The 21,715-nt window shown below is 67.7% G+C and carries 18 protein-coding genes and 2 pseudogenes; 14 read left to right on the top strand and 6 right to left on the bottom strand.

Annotated features, from left to right (window positions below; translation table 11 throughout):
• Positions 1 to 470: 470 nt before the first annotated feature.
• Positions 471 to 1,076 (top strand): annotated as a pseudogene (locus ACWC91_RS38880) (transposase); the annotation flags it as partial.
• Between the two features lie 1,331 nt (positions 1,077 to 2,407).
• Positions 2,408 to 2,530, top strand: a pseudogene (locus ACWC91_RS38875) (IS21-like element helper ATPase IstB); the annotation flags it as partial.
• Positions 2,531 to 2,554: 24 nt separating this feature from the next.
• Here ACWC91_RS38875 and ACWC91_RS38870 read toward each other — a convergent pair.
• Positions 2,555 to 2,926 (bottom strand): hypothetical protein, encoded by a 372-nt coding sequence (locus ACWC91_RS38870; RefSeq protein WP_450641151.1) that lies wholly within the window; start codon positions 2,924 to 2,926, stop codon positions 2,555 to 2,557.
• Positions 2,927 to 3,033: 107 nt separating this feature from the next.
• Between ACWC91_RS38870 and ACWC91_RS38865 the strand changes: the two genes are divergently transcribed.
• On the top strand, positions 3,034 to 3,627 hold the full coding sequence (locus ACWC91_RS38865; RefSeq protein WP_281157075.1) for a hypothetical protein: 594 nt from the start codon (positions 3,034 to 3,036) through the stop codon (positions 3,625 to 3,627).
• A gap of 301 nt (positions 3,628 to 3,928) precedes the next feature.
• Here ACWC91_RS38865 and ACWC91_RS38860 read toward each other — a convergent pair whose 3' ends face one another.
• The 3 genes from ACWC91_RS38860 to ACWC91_RS38850 are packed head-to-tail and all read right to left on the bottom strand — an operon-like array spanning position 3,929 to position 5,624.
• Complete coding sequence (locus ACWC91_RS38860) at positions 3,929 to 4,672, bottom strand: GntR family transcriptional regulator (RefSeq protein ID WP_281157076.1); 744 nt, start codon at positions 4,670 to 4,672, stop codon at positions 3,929 to 3,931.
• The gene (locus tag ACWC91_RS38855; protein WP_281157078.1) at positions 4,669 to 5,172 is read right to left on the bottom strand and encodes a flavin reductase family protein; all 504 of its coding nucleotides are present in this window, start codon (positions 5,170 to 5,172) and stop codon (positions 4,669 to 4,671) included. Before ACWC91_RS38855 ends, ACWC91_RS38860 begins: the two co-directional genes overlap by 4 nt.
• A 26-nt stretch (positions 5,173 to 5,198) precedes the next feature.
• Complete coding sequence (locus tag ACWC91_RS38850) at positions 5,199 to 5,624, bottom strand: ester cyclase (protein WP_281157079.1); 426 nt, start codon at positions 5,622 to 5,624, stop codon at positions 5,199 to 5,201.
• A 467-nt stretch (positions 5,625 to 6,091) separates the two neighbouring features.
• On the opposite strand from ACWC91_RS38850, the gene ACWC91_RS38845 reads away from it, so the two are divergent.
• From ACWC91_RS38845 to ACWC91_RS38810, 8 genes are all read left to right on the top strand, one after another.
• The gene (locus ACWC91_RS38845; protein ID WP_281157080.1) at positions 6,092 to 6,718 is read left to right on the top strand and encodes an amino acid synthesis family protein; all 627 of its coding nucleotides are present in this window, start codon (positions 6,092 to 6,094) and stop codon (positions 6,716 to 6,718) included.
• Positions 6,715 to 7,266, top strand: coding sequence for an amino acid synthesis family protein (locus ACWC91_RS38840; protein ID WP_450641153.1), 552 nt, complete (start codon positions 6,715 to 6,717; stop codon positions 7,264 to 7,266). The genes ACWC91_RS38845 and ACWC91_RS38840 overlap by 4 nt, the downstream gene beginning before the upstream one ends.
• A gap of 6 nt (positions 7,267 to 7,272) precedes the next feature.
• Positions 7,273 to 8,004, top strand: a complete 732-nt coding sequence (locus ACWC91_RS38835; protein ID WP_281157082.1) for an alpha/beta fold hydrolase — start codon at positions 7,273 to 7,275, stop codon at positions 8,002 to 8,004.
• Positions 7,997 to 9,484 carry an aldehyde dehydrogenase gene (locus ACWC91_RS38830; RefSeq protein ID WP_450641154.1) on the top strand — a complete coding sequence of 496 codons (1,488 nt, stop codon included), beginning with the start codon at positions 7,997 to 7,999 and terminating at the stop codon, positions 9,482 to 9,484. The genes ACWC91_RS38835 and ACWC91_RS38830 overlap by 8 nt, the downstream gene beginning before the upstream one ends.
• Before the next feature lies 1 nt (position 9,485).
• Positions 9,486 to 9,770 (top strand): tautomerase family protein, encoded by a 285-nt coding sequence (locus tag ACWC91_RS38825; RefSeq protein ID WP_450641156.1) that lies wholly within the window; start codon positions 9,486 to 9,488, stop codon positions 9,768 to 9,770.
• Complete coding sequence (locus tag ACWC91_RS38820; protein WP_450641157.1) at positions 9,767 to 10,810, top strand: LLM class flavin-dependent oxidoreductase; 1,044 nt, start codon at positions 9,767 to 9,769, stop codon at positions 10,808 to 10,810. The genes ACWC91_RS38825 and ACWC91_RS38820 overlap by 4 nt, the downstream gene beginning before the upstream one ends.
• 438 nt (positions 10,811 to 11,248) lie before the next feature.
• Positions 11,249 to 12,688 carry a purine-cytosine permease family protein gene (locus ACWC91_RS38815; protein WP_450641159.1) on the top strand — a complete coding sequence of 480 codons (1,440 nt, stop codon included), beginning with the start codon at positions 11,249 to 11,251 and terminating at the stop codon, positions 12,686 to 12,688.
• A gap of 914 nt (positions 12,689 to 13,602) precedes the next feature.
• The gene (locus tag ACWC91_RS38810; RefSeq protein ID WP_450726257.1) at positions 13,603 to 14,205 is read left to right on the top strand and encodes a cysteine hydrolase family protein; all 603 of its coding nucleotides are present in this window, start codon (positions 13,603 to 13,605) and stop codon (positions 14,203 to 14,205) included.
• A gap of 751 nt (positions 14,206 to 14,956) precedes the next feature.
• Here ACWC91_RS38810 and ACWC91_RS38805 read toward each other — a convergent pair.
• Together ACWC91_RS38805 and ACWC91_RS38800 are read right to left on the bottom strand one after the other, a co-directional pair.
• Complete coding sequence (locus ACWC91_RS38805; RefSeq protein ID WP_225080885.1) at positions 14,957 to 15,304, bottom strand: VOC family protein; 348 nt, start codon at positions 15,302 to 15,304, stop codon at positions 14,957 to 14,959.
• A gap of 285 nt (positions 15,305 to 15,589) precedes the next feature.
• Positions 15,590 to 16,732 carry a Fic family protein gene (locus ACWC91_RS38800; protein ID WP_450644713.1) on the bottom strand — a complete coding sequence of 381 codons (1,143 nt, stop codon included), beginning with the start codon at positions 16,730 to 16,732 and terminating at the stop codon, positions 15,590 to 15,592.
• Positions 16,733 to 17,414: 682 nt separating this feature from the next.
• Here ACWC91_RS38800 and ACWC91_RS38795 point away from each other — a divergent pair.
• The 3 genes from ACWC91_RS38795 to ACWC91_RS38785 form a co-directional block, all read left to right on the top strand.
• Positions 17,415 to 17,864 (top strand): hypothetical protein, encoded by a 450-nt coding sequence (locus ACWC91_RS38795; protein ID WP_450644711.1) that lies wholly within the window; start codon positions 17,415 to 17,417, stop codon positions 17,862 to 17,864.
• Between the two features lie 211 nt (positions 17,865 to 18,075).
• Positions 18,076 to 20,565, top strand: a complete 2,490-nt coding sequence (locus ACWC91_RS38790) for a TOTE conflict system archaeo-eukaryotic primase domain-containing protein (RefSeq protein ID WP_450644709.1) — start codon at positions 18,076 to 18,078, stop codon at positions 20,563 to 20,565.
• A gap of 578 nt (positions 20,566 to 21,143) precedes the next feature.
• Positions 21,144 to 21,715: NAD-binding protein (locus ACWC91_RS38785; RefSeq protein WP_450726255.1), on the top strand; the 572-nt coding region annotated here is incomplete at its 3' end.

Here is a 21,715-nt window from a genome sequence, read left to right as displayed (position 1 = left end):
CCGGCGGGCGGCTGCTCCTGGTGCTCGTCGACGCGGGCGGTGACCCGGGCCGGGGCGTCCTGACGGGGCGCTGCGGCGGCCGGTTCGGCCGGGCGTGCAAATGCTGCGCTGCCCATCGTCCGGGGTGCCGGTGAGCAGCTCGGGCGCGGGGCCCGGGACGCAGTCGGCAGGCACGCCAGCGAGGAAGAAAAGTCCCTTTTGGGTGTTCCACCGTACCCCGTTATGCATGGCATTGCAATGCACATAACTGCAGGTCAGAGCGGGTGCTGGGGTCTTCTGATGCGCTACGCTGGCGGTCGTCATGCACGTCCCGACGTGGTGTGCGGTTCTGCCTGCGCGCCCTGATCCGTGAAGGACACATTCCCGTGCCCTCCTCTAACCTGCGTGTTTCACTTGCGGCGGTGTCCGGGTCTTGATCGGAAAAGTGAAAGTGCCTCCTGAGCTGGGACGATGAGGCTTGTCGAAGGTCTCTGTCATCCCACCGGGAAGGCACTTTCTGCGTGCACACTACCGCCTCGCGCCCCAAACTCGTCGTCTCGGCCGACGGCCAAGGGGTGGTCAGCCACGCCGGATCCCGCCTGCTGGCCGATCTCGCCGATGCCACCGGCCTGACCAGCGCCTTCACGGATGCACTGCGTCGGCTGCGACCGCGTGGCACCGGGCACGGCCCCGGCCGGATCGCGGTCGATCTCGCGGTCATGCTCGCCGACGGCGGCGAGGCGATAGCGGACCTGGCCCTGCTGCGCGACCAGGCGGAGGTGTTCGGCCCCGTCGCCTCCACCCCGACCGCCTGGCGCCTTCTGGCCGGCATCGACTCGGCTGCACTCGCCCGCCTGCGCTCGGCCAGGGCCACCGCCCGGGAGGTCGCCTGGCTGCAGGCCGCCGAGACCAGGGCAGGGATACCCGCAGCCCGTGCGGGCGGACGCGACCTGCCCGGTCTTGTCCTGGACCTCGACGCCACCCTGGTTACCTGCCACTCCGAGAAAGAGCAGGCAGCGGCGACCTACAAACGCGGCTTCGGCTACCACCCGCTGCTGTGCTTCCTGGACAACACCGGCGAAGCCCTGGCCGCACTCCCAGGCCCGGCAACGCTGGCGCAGGATGATCCGTACGGTGACCGGCGCCGTTCCGGCTCCAGGCCGGAGACGACCACGAGGAAGAAGTCGTCGCTCTCGACTGCCCGCTGGAACTCCGCGGGGGTTAGCTGGATCGTGTCCGGCTCGACACCGCCGTAAGTCTTGAGTTCGCAGAACCGGGCCAGCTCGTCCACCGCGTCCGCGCCCAAGCCGTGCTGGGCCCTCAGGTCACGCAGCTCGGTCTCGTCCAGCGCCAGTGCCCGGCGCACGAGGTCCAGCGCCACCTTCTCCTGCTCCACGGTCGTGTAGGGACGCGCGGAGGTGCGCTGCTGGGGGACGGCCGAGCCGGACCGGGGCTGCGGCAGGCCGGACGTGCCCTTCTTCGGGACGGTGCCAGTCGCGGGCCCGGCCCCGGACTGCGGTGTCGTGAGGTTCCCCCGGTCCACGACGAGACGGAGGGTGCTGGGGTCCACCAGCCGACGGAATAAGCGGGTGTTGGGCCAAGGTGTGGGCAGTTCGCGCGCGGCGCTCCCGAGTCCCGCGGCGATGACGTGGTCCCCGTCGGCGGCGAAGCGGCCGGCGATCGCGGCGCCGATCCCGCTGGTCCCGCCGGTCACCACCACGGTCCGTCCCCCTGGCCCCGCCACGCGGTCATCATGCACGGCCCTCTCCTCTTCTTCCGATGAACGGGAGACCTTGGGATATGAGGGGTGTCGGACCTACGCCGACCGCCTGTCCGCCGGTCCCGGCCTGCCGAGACACCCGGCGCTCACGTCAGCCCCTCCGGCACAGCCGCCGGGGCCGGCCGCATCCACACCCGATGCGCCAACCCCGTCCGCCGCCACTGACCAACCCACCCCATTTCCAGAAGGAGGCCTGCGCCACGGATACCGGGGAAGCGCGCATCCGATCGCGCGGGCCGGTTGGGGCCAACCAGGCCGGAGCCGGCTCCCCTTCCGGCCACCACACGGCAGGTGGGACGGCGGCCCCTGCCCAGGGCGCTGCGTGCAAGGGCCGCCCGAGCCTTGCGGTCCTGTCACAGCGCAAGGCATTACGACGCTAAAACCCCAGCACCCGACCGCGCCCGCCCGACGCGTCGGCCGGGTGAACGCGGATGAAGCCGCAGCACGGCTTCGCCAGGGCAGCATCGAGGTGCTCCTGGTGGAAGGTACTGGTCATGCCGCGCATGTCGAAGGTCGGACTGTACGCGGCGATCCGGCGTGACCATCGTGGCGGCATGTCGATGCGGGAGCTTGAGCCGTACGCACGGCGTGACGTGGCGGACAGTGCGGAAGGCGTTGGACTCAGCCTGGCCGGAGCCGCGCAGGAATCTCGACCGCCACGGAGCCGAACTTCTCTTCCAGGTCCTGACCAAACGCGAGGAGAAGAACAGCGTCACGATCGCCTCGAGCGAGTCGTTCGGCAAAGCGCATATGTTCCGGCGAACGTGTGCGAGGTGACGCCGAAAGTCAACGGGTTCAGGCTGGAGATTCGGCTCCGCTGACGACTGCGGCGGCGGTCAGCGCCACCAGGTTCTGGGTCCAGCAGTCTGACTGCTTGGTGGCGACATCGGCGCCGCAGGCCGCGCAGACGAGATTGGGGCCGTCCTGGCCGTCCAGTCCGCAGCAGCCGTTGCGGCGCCTGCGGTCCGGGTGCGGAGCCGTTCCCGGCACGTCGTCGGGATGCAGGATGAAGAGACTGGCGTCGTGGCTGATTGCATAGGTGCCCCGGGCCATCCGCGGAGGGGCGATCCGATGACCGGACTTCTTATCGGTGTCCCGCGAGGGCCGTGCTTTCTTGAGATCTCCAGTGAGTAGCTGCCGGCAGTTCGCGCAGGTGAAGAGTGTCACCGGGACATTCTGCCGGTCCAGTCGACGTCGTGGACGTCGGTCAGGGCCCAGTCCTGTGCGGGGGACGTGCCGCTCACAGGTGAGAAAGCGTCGTCCAGAATCGAGGCATGGACGTTCCCGAGCTGCTGGAATCTGCCTCACTGCTGGTCCCCGAAGAGGTCGCCACCGAGAACGACATCACGGTGAACGACGTCTGGGAGTACCTCGCCCACGACGAGTGGGAAGTTGCTCTCGCCCTGCTGGAGGAACTCGGTGACGTCCACCCGCTTCCGCTCACCTTCTGGCAGACGCTCGCCAATGCCGCCGAGCAGATGCAACTGGACAGGAGCGCGGCCTGGTGCCACTGGCGCTGCTACGAAACCCGCCACGGCATCATCCGAGCCGACCTCACCCTCAGACCTGCCCACGAGGCCCGCCGCCAGACACCGTTCTCCGGGGCCGGCGTCCTGCGACCGATGTGGAACATCGGGAAGAAGACCCCGACAGGCGAACCGGACCTCCTCATAGCCAGCCTTTGGGCGGAGTTCATGCCCTTCATGGAGCCCGGTGGGCAGGCCGCGGTGCGTCTCGCCCCGCTCTCCCCGCCACGGTGGCAGCACCTACGGCCCGGGCAAGTGATCACCATGCACGAAGACCGGACTGTCGCTGGAACGGCGGTCGTACTGGACATCCAGCGCCCATCAGCCCTGCCCGCCCCATAGTCGTACTCGCTGGGATCGCCCCGGGACTGCCGTCATTTCTCGTCGACATCCTCGGACCAGCTGATCAACAACTGCCTCCCGCGGTGACCCCGTACACCGCGGTCACCGCGGAGATCCCGACCGCCGAGCCGAACTGGGTGAACGTGTGATCCTGCGGGCGGATCAGCGCGCCGTGTCCGGCGGGCGGGGTTCGCCGACACTGCCTTGTCGATCGCCTTGCCCCTCAGCCAACAGAAAATCGCGCCCACCCGCTCCGGTTCGATCAGGTGGGAAGCGATGAAGAGGTTGGGTGGGCCCAAGGTCAGGAGCTCGCCGCGCCGAATCTCTCGTGCCGGTCACCGAGGGGCAGGCCCGCCAGCAGAGCGCGCCGACTGGCCCTGACATGCTCACGCATCACGTGCTCGGCGCTGTCGCCGTCCTTTGCCAGGATCAGCTCCAGGACGAGGTGGTGCTCGCGGTCGGACTGAGTGGCGCGGCCCGGCTGGCTCAGCGAGGTGTTCACCAGCCGGGAGTACGCCAGCTGATTCATCAACATTCGGTAGTGGGCCTGCAACTTGGTGTTGTCGGCGCCGGCTACGAGCAGGTCGTGGAACTCATGGACCAACTCTGCGTACCGCTCTCGGTCGTCCCGCTCCACCGCTTCATCGGCCTCGCGCAGGTTTCGCTCGAGCGAGTCGATCTCCGGGACACGGCCGCGCTGGGCGAGGAGGCGGGCGGCGGCGCCCTCGAGGAGTTCCTTCATCTCGAAGAGTTCCGTGATCTCACGGCGGGAGGGGATGGTGACGAAGGTTCCGACGCGGGGCCGGATCTCGACCAGCCCTTCGGTCTGCAACTGTTTGAGGGCTTCGCGCACGGGCGTACGACTCACGCCGAACTCGTCCGCGAGGGCGAGCTCCGAGAGCGGAGCTCCGGGTTCGATGTCGCCTTTGATGATGCGCCTGCGCATTTCGGCGATCACCGTGGCCTGCATCGATCCGTTCTTCGGTTCGCTCTTCGCGCGATTCACCGAGTACTCCTCCATCTCCCGTGCCGCCCGCTGGATCATCCCAGAGACGTGAGGGCGCCGCCGTCGAAGAACTTGCCCGCGCTGTAGACCATAGGATGCCGCTCGGCGACTGCAGCGTGGACTACTCGGCAGATGAAAATGGTGTGGGTGCTGGCCTGGAGCCGCTCGCGGATCTGCACTTCCATCTGCACGCTGCTTTGAGCGATCAGCGGGCTGCCGAAGGGGCCGCTCTCCCAGTCGAGGTCCTTGAACTTGTCAGCGGCTTTGCTTGCGAACGTGCCGACGACGTCGAGTTGGTCGGTGGACAGGATGTTGATCGCAAGGTGGTCCGCCCGGTACAGGCAGTCGTGGGTGGACGAGGTGCGCTGGACGCACACCATGACGGTGGGAGGGTCGAGCGAGATGCTCGAGAACGCGTTGACGGCCAGCCCTTTGGGGGTCTCTTCATCCATCGCGGTCACGACCGTGACACCGGTGACGAACTGCCGGTTGACCTGCTTCATCACGTCGATGTCGGGGGTCGAGGCGAGCGCGGCCATGGAAGGGCTCCTTGTCATCTTGATCGTCAGTCCTGTCCCACGCTGATGATGCCTAGCGCCGAGAGCAGCGCCCGGGGGTCCCACGTCACGTGTTCCTCGACGACCTGGTCTGACTCGAAGCGGGCGAACGTGGCGCCGCTGACTTCGACGCGTCGCTTGGTGGGCGGTACGCCGAGGAACGAGTTCACGTGGGTTCCGCTGCTGTGCCAGCGGATCGCGGCCCTGTCGCCTTCGGCCACGATGTCGTCGATGGTGGTGGTCAGGTCCGGGAAGGCCGCTCGTGTGGAGAGGATCGCTGCCTTGAAGGCGTCCAGGTTCTGCGGGTGCGGGTCTGTTCCGTGGCGTAGGTAGGCCGGGCTCAGCAGCGCGTCGAGGGCATCGACGTCGCCCTGCCCCCAGGCCTTGGCCCATACCTTCTGGATGAGTTCTCGCCGGGCGTCAGTGTGCGCCATCTCTTCTCCTTTCACAGTGAGGGTCTTGGGAGTGCGGTCGGTCCGCCGGCAGGGACGGGGCGCCCGCGCGCTGCTGGAGGTGCCAAGTGAGGCGGAGGAAGCGGAACCGTTGCTTGTCCCCTCCGCCGCTGCCCGCGGTCGTGCCGTTCCTGGTGGTTTCTTCCCTGCTTCCCGATGGCTGCGCGGGCGCCTTTTCCTCATCCGTTCGAAGGTGAAGGGACATGAAACTCTCGGCGCCCACCGGGCTGACACCCGGCTGCACTGGCATACAAGAAGCAGTAAGGCATGCCACAGATGGAGCGTCAAGGGTTCAGGGGTGTCGAATCGCGACTCAGCCCCCAGGTCTCTGAAACAGGCAGTTCAGATGCCATCTTGGGGCTGTCGACTTGAGTGTCCGACGGGCACGTGAAAGTCGTTTAGCTGAGCCCCTTGACCGGTCTGAGCGTGGGTGCCTATGGTCCTGTGCCATGCAAGAGAGCTTGGAACAATCTGACGAGAGCATCGGTCTCCGCAAGCTCGTGCTCTACCGTGATGTCGTCTTCACCGAGGCGGGCGAGGCAGCCGTGCGGCCCGTGCAGCGAGCCAGCGTCGCTGCGGTCATACGGAATCCATGGGTGGGCTCCGGCCCTTCGGCTGATCTGTCGATGGAGCAGGCTCGCATCGCTCCGTTGCTCGCGAAGCTGCTGACCGACCGGCTCATCGCTTCCTTGGGCGGTGAGGACGAGATCGAAGCGTTTGGCAAGGCTGCCATCGTCGGTACGGCGGGCGAGATCGAGCACGCCGGGGCACTCATCCACACCCCGTACTTCGGGAACCTGGTGAGAGAGTTCCTCCAGGGCGAGTCCATCATCTGTTTCGCCGACACGCGTGCCGAGGCCGGAGAGACGCTGATCGTCCCTCTCTGGCACAAGACACATGCCGCGACGCGCAGTCACTACCAGACCATCAGCGCCCGTGTACCCGACGCGCCGCGTGCGGACGAGATCGTCGTCATCGCAGCCGCGTCGACGGGGCCGCGACCGCACCCCCGTATCGGGGACCGCCTGACCGACCCCGTTGTCACCAACGAAACTCTGGAGGTTGTTCCCTCATGAGCGTCCGTAAGATCGTGACCGTCGTCGAAGAGATCCGCGCCGAGGGCGGCCGAGAGGTCGACCGCTCCGCCCGCGTTGCCGTCGTCGCAGCGGTGATTGAGAATCCCTGGGCCGGTCAGGGCTTCGTCGAGGACCTCAGCCCCGGCATCGACGCGCACGCCTCCGACCTCGGCGCGCTGCTGGCTCCGGCGGTCCTGGACGCCCTCGATGCCCCCGCCGAGGCATACGGCAAGGCCGCCATCGTCGGCCTGGACGGCGAGATCGAGCATGGCTCGGCGCTGATCCACACACTCAAGTTCGGCGACCACTTCCGCAAGGCGGCCAATGCCACCACCCTGCTGCCGGCGGTCGAGAAGCGTGGGCCCGCGGGCGTGGTCTTCGACATCCCGTTGAAGCACATCACCGACGCCACGATCCGTTCGCACCACCAGAGCTTCGAGGTCCGGATCAGCGACGCTCCGCACCCGGAGGAGATCGTCATCGCGCTTGCCGCCGCCGCTCAGGGGCGCCCCCAGCAGCGCCTGGCGCCGCTCTCGACCGAACAGTAGGTGCTCATGAGCAAGCCGACCGTGGTCCTGCTGCACGGCGTCGGCCTCGACCACTCCATGTGGGAGCCCACCGCCGCACTCCTTGCCGACCGCTTCACCGTGATCACCCCCGACCTGCCTGGCCACGGGATTCGCCCGCCGGTGAGCGCCGGGGTGACACTCGCAGACCTCGCCGACGGGGTGGTCGGTGAGATCCCGGCCGGTTCACACCTGGTCGGGTTCTCACTGGGTGCGCTGGTCGCCCAGCATGTGGCGCTGCGCCGCCCCGAGTTGGTGGCCACGCTGACCTCGGTCAGCTCGGTGTGCGAGCGCACGGCCGAGGAACGGGCCTTGGTCCTCGACCGGCTGCGCACCGCGGAGGCCGACTTCATGGCAAGCACGGCCGCATCCCTTCAGCGGTGGTACGCCGGCACGGACGTCGATCCCATCTGGGTGGCCCGCACCGAGGCCACCCTGCTTGCCAATGACCTCGGCTCCTTCCTCAACTGTTATCGCGTGTTCGCCACGGCGGACGCCGAACTCGGGCCGGACCTGGGTGCCATCGCCGTACGCGCGCTGGCGGTGACGGGGGAGAGCGATCCTGGCTCCACCCCCGAGATGACCCATCGGCTCGCCGCGGCACTTCCGCACTGCCGTGCAGTGGTCATCCCCCAGGCGCGTCACATGCTGCCCGTTGAGCGTCCCCAGGCGCTCGTCGACTCCCTCACCACCTTCCTTGGAGAGTGCGCCCATGTCTGACCTCCCCACGTTGCAGCACTTCATCGGGGGGACGCGGGTGGAGCCCGCGTCGGGCGACTACTTTCAGAGCACCAACCCGGCCACGCGCGAGGTCCTCTATCGGGCAGCGCGTGGAGGCGCCGCCGACATCGAGCGAGCGGTCGCCGCCGCGAAGAAGGCCTATGAGGACCGGCGCTGGCGCGACCTCAGCCAGACGCGGCGGGGCCACCTGCTGCGCCGCCTCGGTGACCTGATCGCCGAGAACGCCGAAGACTTCGCCCGGATGGAGACGCAGGACAACGGCAAGCTGCTGCGTGAGATGCGGGGGCAGCTGGCTGCCTTGCCGGAGTACTACCACTACTACGCGGGACTCGCGGACAAGATCCACGGCGACTTCATCCCCACCTCCGACCGCCAGGTGCTGAACTACACGGCCCGGGAACCGCTGGGAGTCGTCGGAGCCATCACGCCCTGGAATTCGCCGCTGACGCTGACCAGCAGCAAGCTGGCCCCTGCTCTCTGCGCCGGCAACACCGTCGTGATCAAGCCCTCCGAATACACCTCGGCCAGCGTCCTCAAGCTCGCCGAGCTGGCGCTGGAGGCAGGGTTCCCGCCAGGGGCGGTGAACGTCGTCACCGGATTCGGGGCCGAAGCCGGACAGGCCCTGGTCGACCACCGCGACCTGGCGAAGATCTCCTTCACCGGCAGCACCGCCACCGGGGCCCGCATCGCCGCGGCAACCGCGAGCCGGTTCATCGGCTCCACGCTCGAACTCGGTGGCAAGTCACCCAACATCGTGTTCGAGGATGCGAACATCCCGAACGCGGCGATGGGAGTCGTCGCCGGCATCTTCGCAGCTGCCGGACAGACCTGTATCGCAGGCAGCCGCGTCTTCGCTCACCGGTCGGTCTACGACGAGCTGCTCGAGCGAGTCACCGAACGCGCCAAGTCCATCCGTATCGGCGACCCCCTGGACGAGCAGACCGAACTCGGCCCGCTGGCCTTCGCTGACCAGCGCGACAAGGTGGCCGGATATGTCGATCTCGGACGCAGCGAAGGCGCCCGGGTGCTGACCGGTGGACACTCCACCGACGGCGGACTCGGCGGCTACTTCTACGAGCCCACCATCCTCGTGGACGTCGACAACAGCATGCGCGTGGTACGTGAGGAAATCTTCGGCCCCGTCCTGGCCATCATGCCGTTCGACACCGAGGACGAGGTCGTACGCCTGGCCAACGACACCGACTACGGACTCGCAGCCGGCGTCTGGACGACGAACCTCGCCCGGGCGCACCGGATGGCGGCGCGCCTTGACGCCGGGACCGTCTGGGTCAACACCTACCGGGCCATGTCCCCCATGTCCCCGCGGCAGGGCTTCAAGACCAGCGGCGTCGGCGTCGAGCACGGCACCGAGTCGATCAAGGAGTACACCCGGCTCAAGAGCGTGTGGATCAACACGAGCGAGGAGCCCGTGGCGGACCCGTTCACCATGCGGAGCTGACATGCCACAGGTCGCCATCACCCTCGCCGAAGGCCGCACCCCGGCCCAGATCCGGGACTTGCTGCACGAAGTGCACGCCGCGGTCCTGCGCACCACGAACACCCGGCCCGAATACATCCGTGTCGTCGTCTGCGAGGTTCCCCGCTCGCACTGGGCCACCGGCGACGTCACCCTCACCGAGATGGACGCCGCCGGCACGGGGCACTCCGGCGCGACCACCGATGAGCGCAGCGACCAGGACAACACCCGACACCTGGTCACCCGAGCAGGTAAGGAGCAGTCATGAGGTTTTCGTTGTTCGTGCACATGGAGCGCTGGGACGAGGAGGTCAGCCACCGCCAGCTCTTCGAGAATCTCACCGAGCTGGCCCTGATGGCCGAGGCCGGCGGGTTCGGCACCGTGTGGATCGGCGAGCACCACGCGATGGAATACACCATCTCTCCCAGCCCGATGCCGCTGCTCGCCCACCTGGCTGCGAAGACCTCGACCATACGCCTCGGCGCCGGGACCATCATCGCGCCGTTCTGGAACCCCATCCGAGCCGCCGGTGAATGCGCGCTGCTCGACGTCATCAGTAACGGCCGGATGGAGGTCGGTGTCGCCAGGGGCGCCTACCAATTCGAGTTCGACCGGCTGGCGGGCGGGCTGTCGGCTCGCGACGGCGGGAAGCACCTGCGTGAGCTTGTGCCCGCCGTCCGGGCGCTCTGGCAGGGTGACTACGCCCACGACGGCGAGATCTGGCAGTTCCCGACGTCGACCAGCGTGCCCAAGCCGGTACAGCAGCCCACCCCGCCCATGTGGATCGCCGCCCGCGACCCCGATTCCCACGACTTCGCCGTCGCTCAGGGCTGTAACGTCATGGTCACCCCGCTGATGAAGGGAGACGAGGAAGTCGTCGATCTCAAGCGGAAGTTCGACACTGCGGTGGCCAACCATCCCGAGGTGCCGCGTCCCGAGCTGATGGTGCTGCGGCACACCCACGTCCACTCCCCCGACGAGCCCGACGGGTGGCGGCCGGCCGCGGAGGCGATCGGCCGGTTCTACCGGACCTTCGACGCCTGGTTCGGCAACAAGACCACCCCGCAGAACGGGTTCCTCGCCCCCAGCCCGGAGTCGAAGTTCGAAGGCCGCCCCGAGTTCCAACCGGAGTCGTTGCACAAGACAGCGATGATCGGCACCCCTGCCGCAATCATCGAACGGCTGCGCACCTACGAGGAGCTCGGCGTCGACGAGTACAGCTTCTGGATCGACACCAGCCTGCCGCACGAGGAGAAGCGCAAGTCGTTGGAGCTGTTCGTCAAGGAAGTCATCCCGGCGTTCCAGTAAGTCGATACTGCCTGGCAAAGCCGCGGCCCAGGAAGGTCATCCAACTGTGAGGCGGACACGCTCAGTTCGCTGCAAAGCGCACTGCAGCTCGTTCGGCCTTCCCCCGGCCCCCATCCTGGATGCGGCTGACCTCGGTCACGAAGGTGGCGAGGCCCCGTTTTCACATGGCCGACAAGTTCGCCCTCCGGCCTGAACAAAGCCACTTCCGCACACCTCCGATCAACGGATCGTGCACCCGGCTCAAGGTGAAGATCGGTGAGCGGCTCCAGGCGTTCCAGCCCCGCTCACCGGCTGGGTCATCGCCATCCGCCACCCCTCCCGCTGGTCTACAGCATCGGTTTTATCCGACATCTCACGCCCCCGCCATGGTGAGAACCCCGCAGTCGCCCCCCACCACCCACTGAAGCAGCCTCCTTCCCCGGTCTCCAGGAGCACGCCATGACCCACGACGCCTCAGCGCCGGTGTACGGCAGCGCGATAGCAAAGGTCGAACCCTTCGGGGTCGACCACATCCCCGATAACGAGCGGCACGGCAAGCCCAGTTCGCAGTTCTTCGTCTGGTTCGCCGCCGGCTTGAACTTTCCCATCATCATGCTCGGTTTCAGTGCGGCCTGGTTCGGACTGAGCTTCCCGGCCGCTGTCACCGCCATCGTCATCGGAGCGGCACTGGGATCCCTGCTCATGGCCGTGATGTCCCGGATGGGCGTACGGCTCGGCGTGCCGCAGCAGATCCAGGCCCGCGGACCGCTCGGCTTCTTCGGCAACTTCGTGCCCGTCGCCTACATCAACGTCTTCGCCGGCATCGGCTGGGCGTCCGTGACCGTCATCCTCGGCGGCAAGGCGTTCGCCGGACTGACCCACCTGCCGTTCTGGCTGTGCGCCGGGGTGCTGACACTGGTCGAGCTGGTCGTCGCCGTCTACGGCTACAACATGATCAACTTCCTGCAGAAGGCGCTGACCTACGTCCTGACGCCCCTGTTCGCGCTGATCACCGTGGTAGCCGTCGTACGCGGCGGAAGCGTCTTCCACGCCAACCCCCACGCGCAGGGGTACATCGGCTCCACCGGCGGCCTGGTCACCTTCGGCGCCTGGTTCCTGTCCTTCCTGGTGGCCTGGGCGCCCTTCGCTTCGGACTACTCCCGCTACCTGCCGGACACCCCCGACGTCGTCACGCGCACCGCCTGGTACACCGGCCTCGGCAACTTCGTCACCATCTGCTGGCTCGGCATCCTGGGCGTGGTCGTCGGCGGCAGCGCGACCAGTTCCGATTCGATCACCGCCCTGCACCAGCTCGCCGGCCCCTTCGCCCTTCCCGCCCTGCTCGCGGTCGGCCTCTCGGCACTGGCGCAGAACTTCCTCAACGTCTACGGCGGCGCCATCTCCATCCAGACCCTGAAGGTGCCCGTCACCCGCGCCCAGGCCGTCATCGGCATCTGCGTGCTGGCGTACGCCCTCAGCCTGTGGGGCGAATCCGGCACCGAGGCCAAGTTCAAGGTCTTCCTCAACCTCACCGCGTACTTCATCGCCCCCTTCGTCGCTGTACTGCTGCTCGACTACTACCTGGGCGGCCGCTCCGACGCCAGCCGCATCCCCGAACTCTACGACCGCACGCGCGTATTGGACTGGGGCTTCATCGCGTGGGCGGGCGGGGTCGCCGCGTCCGTGCCGTTCTGGCAGTCCGACTTCTACACCGGACCGTTCTCGGTGGCCCATCCGGGCGCCGGCGACCTCAGCATGTTCGTCGCAACCGGAGCAGGCGCGATCCTGTACCTGCTGACCTACCGGCTCAAACCGCTCTGGATGAAGGACACGGGCGCAACACGCCACTCCTCAGGCGAACCCGATCGTTCCAGGGCGGTGGCTACGCACAATCAGTGACGAGGCACTAACCGACAGGCGGCGTCCCCGCATCCGGGCCTGGCAGCCTGCCAGGCCCGGCCCCACTGGTCATCGAGGATGGCGTGGCTGCCGTCGACCTGGGCGACGGAATGACGTCGGCCGCCTGCCTCCCCTCACAGCACGCCCATTCCCTATTCGCCATGCCGGCATCCCCATCCCCACGGCAGCGCTCGGCCCCTCAACCTTGCTTCAGCACCAACCCCTTCATCACCACGAACAGCCTCTGCCTCACATCTCTGTCCCTCCTTCACCCGAGAGCAAAGACCATGCCGCACGAGCTTCCCCCATGGGCTCTGCAACGAGTCGCAGCCGCACTGGATACTCAGCAAAAACGAAACTCGACATCGGTGACCGCCACCGAACTCGCCCGCTCCACAGGGCTGAGCAAGGGACTGGCCAGACAATGCATGCGGCACGTGCGGCAGAATTGCCCACCGACAACGAGTCAGCGGGCCATTGCGGACGACTGACAGGCTGCCCCGCCCGAGCAAAGCAGACGGGGCAACGTCGCGAAGGCTGCCGGCGAGGCCATGGCAGCCTGACCGCGCCCCAGCGCGGGCAGTAGGCCGATTTCGGTCATGTCGCCGCTGATCCTCCAAGGGATCGGCGTCCACGCCGCGCCCAGTCCGCCTAAACGACCACTCCCATCTCTCCGGGCCGCGCCCGAGCGCCCCGTACACCATCAGCAATGTCGGTCGACGGATCAGGTGTGCTGTCGACTTCCTACTCAATCCTCTTCAGTCCACCACAACACCCCACCTGCTTGCATGCAAGAAACACTTACATGAGGGCGTCACTCGACCCGGAAATGCACTTAGATGCAGATCGCTTGACCCCCTTGAAATCATCTCCGTAGCTTTCTGCCATACAAGAGAGACTTGAGGAGGCACTACATGGCCACGGCCACCGACGCCGAACACGAGCACAGACTCCGTGATAGCGCGCCTGAGCCAGGAGGCCGCGAGGCCGGCGCGCCCTGGCTGGTCGTCATCGACATGCAGGCGGCCTTCGCCGACCCAGACAGTGCCTGGGCGGTGCCGCGCTACTCCGAGATCGAGCCCGTCGTCAAGCGGCTGTGCGACGGCTTCGAGGGACGGGTTGTCGTCACACGCTTCGTTCCCGACCCAGCCGAACCTGGCCAGTGGGCTCGCTACTACGCCCGGTGGCCCACCATGCGGGCTCCCGCCGACGATCCGCTGTGGGAGGTGACGTTCCCCGTCCCCGACAGCACCCCCGTGATTTCGCGTCCCACCTTCGGTAAGTGGGGAAGCGAGCTGGACCGTATCACCGACGGTGCCCCGCTGGTGATGTGTGGAGTCGCCACGGACTGCTGCGTCCTGGCCACCGTGCTGGCCGCAGCGGATGCCGGCCGGGAGGTCACCGTTGTCGCCGACGCCTGTGCGGGCGTCGGCGACGACTACCACGAGGAAACCCTGCACGTGCTCGGGCTCCTCTCACCTATGGTCGAGGTCCGCAAGGCTGGGGAGCTCGGTTGACGTGCTCCCCGGCCTAACTAGCAGCCCGGTGGGTTCTGGGGGCCGGCGCAGCCCGTGCTCATCGATTGCGCCGTGGCCGTCGCTGTCTGGGGCGTTGCCTCGGCACTCGTCGTGCTCACCGCTCCGGCGAGCAGCGCAGCTGTCGTCGACCGCCTGCGAGCTGACCGCCTGCGAAGCGGGTTCCGGCGTGGACGAGGGCGACGAGGTGGGGCGCGTTCCCAGCCCGCCGCCGCCGTTGGGCGCTTCCGGGTGGTCATCCCGGTCCGGTACTGCACCCTGGGCACGCCGGTCGCGCCCGATCCGCCGCCCGAACTCATTGCTCACGCCGCGGCCTGCCCGGACACCGCCCTGCGCCGGATCGGCGGGGCACCGGCCTATGCGCTTATGTGCTGACCAGCAACGCCGGGACCGTGACCGTCGAGCACATCGCGGGCATACCGGTCCGGCTCCCGCGGATGGCCGCAGCCGGCCGGCACTGCGGCTGCCGGGTCATGACATGTGTGCTCCACGCCCCCAAGGCCCTCGCGGGCAAGGGGGTGGCCCCCTTAAACCGACCCCTCGGACCGGGAACACCGTGGCCACCAGCATGGATTTCCGATGGCCACGGACCGGGCGAACCGCCGGCCGCCCACCTGGGCATCTCCATGGCCGCTGACAACTGCCGTCCGCTACGAGGCGGCCGTACTGGTCGCAGCCATCAACGAGTGGCTGTGAAGCAGTACCTTCACGGAAACGAGAGCCACGATGACGACTACCTGTGGCCCAGCACGTTGACCACCCGGCCATTGGGGTCACGGACGAAGAACCGGCGCACTCCCCACTCCTCGTCCTGCAGCGGGTGCACGATCTCCGCGCCGCTGTCACGCATGATCGCGTAGGCCGCGTCCACATCGTCCACCTCGATGCTCATGTCGGGCGCGACCGGCGCAGTCTTGTCGCTGGTCATGACGCTGATCTGTGCCGCCGGGGTGGACGGAGAAGCCAGCGTCATGATCCAGCCGTGGTTCATGACCTCCTCAAGACCCAGCAGGCCGTAGAAGTCCCTGCTCTCCCGCGCGGTATCGGACTGGATGTTGGGCACAACACGGCGAACGGCCATCGACGCCTCCAAGTGAGAGCAACCGGATCTCCGAGCCTCTCCAGAAGTACTACGGCGCACCCGTCATGTCCTTCAGTCCGCCCGCCTCGGTGCCGAAGAAGCCATGGACCGCATCCACGACAAGTTCGGGCCCGGCCCGATCGGCCCCGCCGCCGCGTTTCACCGCCCCTCATGACACGTCGGCCCCTGCGGCGTACGAAGCCGGTCATTCGATTCGTGCGACAAAGGCGTTGGCTTCTTCCTACCCGGTTGCCAGTGGATGCCGCGGCCTCGTCGTCTTATGGATCAGGCATACGGGTCGTGGATGGTGTGGCGTTGTTGCGCAGCGGCTAGGACGTCCTGAGGGAACTTCGGGCCGGCAATGTAGTAGCGGCCTTTGGTCTGGCCGACGGGGGCGAGGAGTTCGGCTTTGGCGAGAGCCTGGATGTCTCGTGTGGCCTGCTGGGTGTTGAGGGCTTCGGCTTTCTCGTAGCGGGAGCGGCGTACGCGTCCGGCTATGGCTACTTCGTGCAAGGCAGTGATCTGGCGTTCGCTGATGCCGAGGCGGGCGGCGTGGTCCTCGAGCCGGAGCCAGCAGTCGTTGGAGCGGTGCACACGGTGCTGCACACGTTGGGCCTGCTCGTGGTAGGCGCGCAGGTTGAAGGTGATCCAGGGGCCGGTGTCGCGCTGGGGTGAATAGTGGGGTCCGCCGACTTCGCGCAGCACCTTGTAGTAGTCCCAGGTGTGGCCGGGCATTCCCAGCCATTCCTCGATGGAGGAGAACTCCGGTGCGAGGATCTGCTGGCGTGCGATCACCAGGGTCTGCAGGGAACGGGACATGCGCCCGTTGCCGTCGACCCATGGATGGATTTTGACGAGGTTCAGGTGGGCCATGGCCGCGCGGACGAGTGCGTCACTGTCTGGGTCGCCGTGGTTGAGCCAGTCGATCAGCTCGGTCATCAGGGCGGGCACCTGGTCTTCGTGGGGACCTTCGTACTCGGTGGCGTGGGGGTCGCCGGCGGCTGTGATGTAGATGGGTTTGCGGCGCCACTGGCCGGCCGGGCGCATCGGGGTGTGACGGTGGCCTTGCAGCATCCAGTGCAGGGCGTTGAGCAGGCCCTTGCTGTAGGTGAAGTCCTCCACGTCGTACAGCGACTGGATGTAGGTCATCATCTGCTGGTAGGCCAGTGTCTCGGCCTTGTCTTCCTCGCTGGCGGCGACGTTGTCGCGTTCGCCGTCCATCAGGTCGGCCACGTCCACCGCGTCCACGCGGAAGCCCTCGATCGTGTTGGACCCAGCGATCGCCGACGCGGTCAGGAAGCGGCGCAGATCGGCTGTCCATTTGATCGGGGCCTGCTGCACGGCGTCACGGAGATTTTCGCGCAGGCGCCCGATCTCTTCAAGGACGCGGCGGTCGTCTTCGGTGAGCTGAGGAGTCGAGTACAGCATGGCAGAATGATACCTCTTACCTATCATCCAGGGCGCTGCGTTCACGGTGTGCCTGTCATCGACCGTCCGCCGCAGGCGCGGGAGGACCCCGAGCCGCCTGGTAGTCGGTGCCGGTTGTCTGCCCGGCGTGCGCAGCAGACGCCGCGTTCGACGCAAGCCTTCGATGCGTATCTGCGCATCCGGACATTGCCTGGCCGGACGGTTCCCGGCCGGGCCCGAGCGTCGTCTGTGCCGCAGCATCAGGCGCGGGCGCAGCAGGTCGTCACAGGGCCATAGGGCACCTCCAGCCCCGGCCACCCGGCGGCGTTCCGGATGGATGCGCAATCGCGGCTGCGCAACGAGTCCGTCAAGTCCTGCGCAGTCGGGATGTGCAGCCGCGGACACCAGCACCACCACCCCCAGCCACGTGATCGGCAGCCTCGCAAACCAGCTCACGCCCCAGGCCGCCGAAGCCCGCCAGAGCGTTCTCACCCAGAACGGCTGTGCGACCTCTACGACAAGCAGGGTCTGGAACCCACGCACATCGCCCGGCTGGCGTCCTGCAGCCCCGACACCGTCCGCGCCCGGCAGATCCACGACAAAGTCCCGCTCCAGCCGCGGCCCGACCCTCTGCTGCCACCGCGCCCCGACATCACCCGCGCATGGCTCCACAGCGAGTACGTCGGAAAACGTCGCACCATCCATGGCCGAACTCGCCCGCGAACGCGGCGTCAGCCACTACCACCTCACCACCCTGGCCAGAGAATGGGATCTCCCCATCCGCAGCACCGATCACCGCTACAACGCCATCGGCCACCTCGCCCTGATCTGGACTCCCTGCCCGGCCATGCCGACCGTGACCTCATCCCCCACCGCACTCAACCGGCTGCGAACCATCGTCCAGGTCCCCGGCCACCCCAGCATCGCCGCCGCAGCCCGAGCCATCTACGACGACCGCGACGACGCCCTCCAACACGAAGATCGAGAAGATCGCCGGTTCCGCATCATCGACCGCTCCGCCAACCCCCTCGCCCCCACTCCACGCGGACACGACTTCCTCCGCGAAGCCACTGAAGTCCTCCACATCGCCGACCAGACCCGTCCGAAATCCCAATGCCCCCTGGAACAGGGGCGCCGGGAGAGGGAAACCTGACTGGTTTCGCTGCATGACGCACGCGCAGTCTGGATCATGGGGGGTGTGGAGGATTGGTCCGACTGCCTCGATCCCGATGAGTTGCGCATCCGTCTCGATGTGGCGCTGGAGGAGAACGCAGAGCTACACGAAGAGATCGCCCGGCTGAGAGCTGACAACGCGCAACTGCGCAGCCTCCTGGGCCGAGACATCCAGACCGTACCTATCGGGCATGCCGCCTGTTTCCGAGCCCGTCCCAGCGCTGCCACCAGCCGGGGCCGGCGGGCTGCCCTATGCGGACGCCTCCTCCAGCGCCGAGGCGAAGATCGCCCTGTTCAAGACCCTGTTCGCAGGCCGCGAGGACGTCTACGCCAAGCGGTGGGTCAGCGCCAAGTCCGGTAGGACCGGGTGGAGCCCGGCCGAGGACAACCCGTTCGACAAGAACAAGGCCGATAAGGACCGGGTGTTCTGGCCGCTGACCGACGAGGCCGTCTACCACCACCTGGACCCGACCCGGCAGGGCCGCAGCGAGCTGCACATCGGGCTGTACCCGCTGCTGGCCGACGACACCTGCCGCCTGCTGGCGTGCGACTTCGACGGCAAGGACGGCAGCGACTGGCGCGCCGACGCCACCGCCTACATCGCAGCCTGCCACGAGGCGGGCGTCCCCGCCGTCCTGGAGATCTCCCGGTCCGGGAAGGGCGCGCATGTGTGGACGTTCTTCACCGCACCCGTCGCGGCGGCCACCGCCCGCGCCCTGGGATTGGCGCTGCTGCGCCGGGCGATCGACGCCCGCGGGCAGATGGCGCTGTCCAGCTACGACCGGCTCTTCCCCGCCCAGGACTTCCTGCCGACCAAGGCCAGGGGCAGCTTCCGGTTCGGCAGCCTGATCGCGCTGCCGCTGCACGGCCCCTCCCGCGCCAAGGGCACCACCGTCTTCGTGGGCCCCGACACCTGGCAGCCCTACCCCGACCAGTTCGCCCACCTGTCGCACACCGAGCGGCTGTCTCCGGACGATGTCGAGGCGTTGGTTGACAAGCTCGGCCCGGTCAAGGCCGGTCCGTCCTCGACCATCCCTCAGTTGGGTGTCCGGCCTCGCCGCAAGGCCCTGGGCAAGGCGCCCGCGCGCGTGAAGGCCCGGCTCTCGGCGATGCTTTCGATCTCCACGGCCGGGCTGCCGCCGCAGCTGCTGGCCGCTCTCAAGCACGCGGCGTCGTTCCACAACCCGGAGTTCTACCGCAAGCAGAACCAGCGGTTCTCGACCTTCAACACTCCGCGCCTCATCTGCTGTTTCGACGCCTCCGACCCCGACTGGCTGGGGCTGCCCCGGGGCCTGGTGGATGAGGCCAAGGGGCTCATCGCGGCCGCCGGCGGCACCCTCACCATCGCCAGCGACCTGCCCGAACACGCCCCGATCGCTGCCCAGTTCACCGGAGCGCTCACCCCCACCCAGCAGCAGGCCGTGGACGCGATGGCCAAGCACCAGGCGGGCACGCTGGTCGCGCCGCCCGGTTCCGGCAAGACCGTGATGGCCTGTGCCCTCATCGCCCGCCACCGGATCCCGACCGCCGTGATCGTGAACCGGGCGGAGCTGCTGGCCCAGTGGAAGGACCGGCTGGCCGCATTCCTGGATCTCGCAGACGGCCACGTCGGCACGCTCGGCGGGGGCAAGGACCGCCGCGGCCACTCCGTCGACCTGATCATGCTGCAGACGCTGTCTCACCGCGACGCCCCCGACGGCCTGCTCGACGGGTACGGGCTGGTCATCGTGGACGAGTGCCACGCCGTCGGCGCACCCGGTGCCGAAGCGGCGATCCGCCATGCGAAGGCCTGGCGCTTCATCGGGCTGTCCGCCACCCCCTACCGGGCGGACCAGATGGACCCAGTGATCACCATGCAGTGCGGCCCGATCCGCCACGAAATCGACGACACCAGCGCCTTCGACAAGCACCTCATCGTGCACACCACCACCTTCACCACCGACGAACCGGGCACCGACGGCGCCTCCATCCAGGCCATCTACAACGAACTCGCCCACCACGACGCCCGCAACCAGCTGATCGCCGCGGACATCGCCAACGCCACCCGGCGCGGCCGATGCAGCCTGGCGCTGACCAACCGCGTCGAACACCTCCAACAGCTCACCCAAGCCCTCACCCCGCACGGCATCACCCCGCTCGTCCTGCACGGCGGCATGCCGCCGGCCGAGCGCGCCCGGATCCGTGCCGCCCTGGCCGAGGACGACGGGCCTCTGGTGCTCCTGGCGATCGACAAACTCGCCGGCGAGGGCTTCGACGCACCGCGCCTCGACACCCTCTTCCTCACCAGCCCCATCTCGTTCAAGGGGCGAGTGATCCAACAGGTCGGCCGGATCATGCGCAACACCGAAGAGCGCAAATCCCACGTCGAAGCCCACGACTACCTCGACGCCGACGTCCCCCTGCTGGAGCGCATGCACCACAAGCGCCGCCGCATCCTCCAACGCCGCGGATTCACAACGACCGCCGCCGAGAATCTCCCGCCCGCACCACCCCGCGCCCTCGTCCCCGCCGCCCGTCAGCCACGCCCTTCGGCCGTGGCGCCGAGCGTGGCGGAGGTACGGGCCTGGGCCCGCGAACAGGACATGGACGTCCCACCACGTGGCAGGCTCCGTGCAGAAATCTGGGAAGCCTGGCACGCCGCCCACCCCGCCACGAACGAGCAAGGGCACCGCGCACAGTAGGTAACGCGTCGGTGCCCCGTCCAGGCTGCCCTGGACGGGGCACCCACTCCCGTACCACAGGGCAGGAAACCCTTCGGCCCCCCGGCTTCCAGCCCAGCAGGCGGACCCCGCGGCTGCCTCCCCCCGGCCCCCACGAGCACACCAGCCGACCTCTACACCGCCAGAGAACCCCGGTCAGCGAAACCGACGATCGCCAAGACCACAGATACCTCACTCGCTGTCATCGACTCCGCCAAGGAGAAACCGCCGAATGCTCATCACCCACCGACACCCCCGCTGCTCACCAAGCCCGGATCCCCGTGTTTCCCCGGGAGTTACTGCTCAAGAAGTCGCGGACCCTACAGCGCAAGATTCTTTAAGAGGGCGTATTGCGCATCGACGGGCGTTTCCGCGCTGCCCGACTGCTGGAACCTGTGCGTGGTGGAGCCAACACCCTCCACAGGTCGCCCGTGCCCGGTCGGAACCAATGCGACACCCCCTCGGGTTGAATGCGGTCGCCGGGCGGATCCGCCGTCGCCGCCAAAGCCTGTCCAGCCGCCGCCGACGGGCGGAAACAGAGCGGTGACCTGCTCAGGAGGGTGCTGACGCTGCACTGGTCCCTGCCGCCTCTCGAAGAGGGCGATGCCATTCGGGAGGAGCGGGCCACTGGCCGTGCAGGACACTGGAGGAAGGCGATGACGGGAGCAGGTGTGTGGTCGCCGCGCGGTGTTCGATGGCGGGCATTGCTGGTGGTGTCCGCGATCTTGGTGCTGCTCGGGTACGGCATCGGTGGGTACATGCTGCTGGGATCCTCGCTGTCCTCTGCCGTCTACCTGACGGTGATGACGCTGACCACCGAAGGGTCGTCGGCAGCTGATCGGCTCTCCACAGGCGGCAAGCTGTTCACCGCATCACTGGCGGTACTCGGCGTGGCGGTGTTCGTGGCTGCTCTGGGAGTGGTGGGTACCGCGCTGGTGGAGGGCAGGTTCGGTCCGCGCGGAAGGATGCTACGCATGCAGCACCGGATCGACACACTCCGTGATCATTTCGTCATCTGTGCGTACGGACGAGTGGGGCAGGCCGTGGCGCGCGAGTTCGAAGCCGACGGGATCCCCTTCGTGGTGATCGACAGCAAAGCGGAGTTGGAGGAGGTGATGCAGCGCGACAAGGT

The sequence above is a fragment of the Streptomyces sp. NPDC001204 genome, assembly GCF_053598035.1.
This window is presented reverse-complemented; position numbering and strand designations above follow the sequence as displayed.

What these genes read in the sequence shown, in the direction of transcription:
- ACWC91_RS38865 (WP_281157075.1), top strand. Translation starts at nt 3,034, where the DNA reads ATGGACGTTCCCGAGCTGCTGGAATCTGCCTCACTGCTGGTCCCCGAA.
- ACWC91_RS38860 (WP_281157076.1), bottom strand. Translation starts at nt 4,672, where the DNA reads ATGATCCAGCGGGCGGCACGGGAGATGGAGGAGTACTCGGTGAATCGC.
- ACWC91_RS38855 (WP_281157078.1), bottom strand. Translation starts at nt 5,172, where the DNA reads ATGGCCGCGCTCGCCTCGACCCCCGACATCGACGTGATGAAGCAGGTC.
- ACWC91_RS38850 (WP_281157079.1), bottom strand. Translation starts at nt 5,624, where the DNA reads ATGGCGCACACTGACGCCCGGCGAGAACTCATCCAGAAGGTATGGGCC.
- ACWC91_RS38845 (WP_281157080.1), top strand. Translation starts at nt 6,092, where the DNA reads ATGCAAGAGAGCTTGGAACAATCTGACGAGAGCATCGGTCTCCGCAAG.
- ACWC91_RS38840 (WP_450641153.1), top strand. Translation starts at nt 6,715, where the DNA reads ATGAGCGTCCGTAAGATCGTGACCGTCGTCGAAGAGATCCGCGCCGAG.
- ACWC91_RS38835 (WP_281157082.1), top strand. Translation starts at nt 7,273, where the DNA reads ATGAGCAAGCCGACCGTGGTCCTGCTGCACGGCGTCGGCCTCGACCAC.
- ACWC91_RS38830 (WP_450641154.1), top strand. Translation starts at nt 7,997, where the DNA reads ATGTCTGACCTCCCCACGTTGCAGCACTTCATCGGGGGGACGCGGGTG.
- ACWC91_RS38825 (WP_450641156.1), top strand. Translation starts at nt 9,486, where the DNA reads ATGCCACAGGTCGCCATCACCCTCGCCGAAGGCCGCACCCCGGCCCAG.
- ACWC91_RS38820 (WP_450641157.1), top strand. Translation starts at nt 9,767, where the DNA reads ATGAGGTTTTCGTTGTTCGTGCACATGGAGCGCTGGGACGAGGAGGTC.
- ACWC91_RS38815 (WP_450641159.1), top strand. Translation starts at nt 11,249, where the DNA reads ATGACCCACGACGCCTCAGCGCCGGTGTACGGCAGCGCGATAGCAAAG.
- ACWC91_RS38810 (WP_450726257.1), top strand. Translation starts at nt 13,603, where the DNA reads ATGGCCACGGCCACCGACGCCGAACACGAGCACAGACTCCGTGATAGC.
- ACWC91_RS38805 (WP_225080885.1), bottom strand. Translation starts at nt 15,304, where the DNA reads ATGGCCGTTCGCCGTGTTGTGCCCAACATCCAGTCCGATACCGCGCGG.
- ACWC91_RS38800 (WP_450644713.1), bottom strand. Translation starts at nt 16,732, where the DNA reads ATGCTGTACTCGACTCCTCAGCTCACCGAAGACGACCGCCGCGTCCTT.
- ACWC91_RS38795 (WP_450644711.1), top strand. Translation starts at nt 17,415, where the DNA reads ATGGCCGAACTCGCCCGCGAACGCGGCGTCAGCCACTACCACCTCACC.
- ACWC91_RS38790 (WP_450644709.1), top strand. Translation starts at nt 18,076, where the DNA reads ATGCCGCCTGTTTCCGAGCCCGTCCCAGCGCTGCCACCAGCCGGGGCC.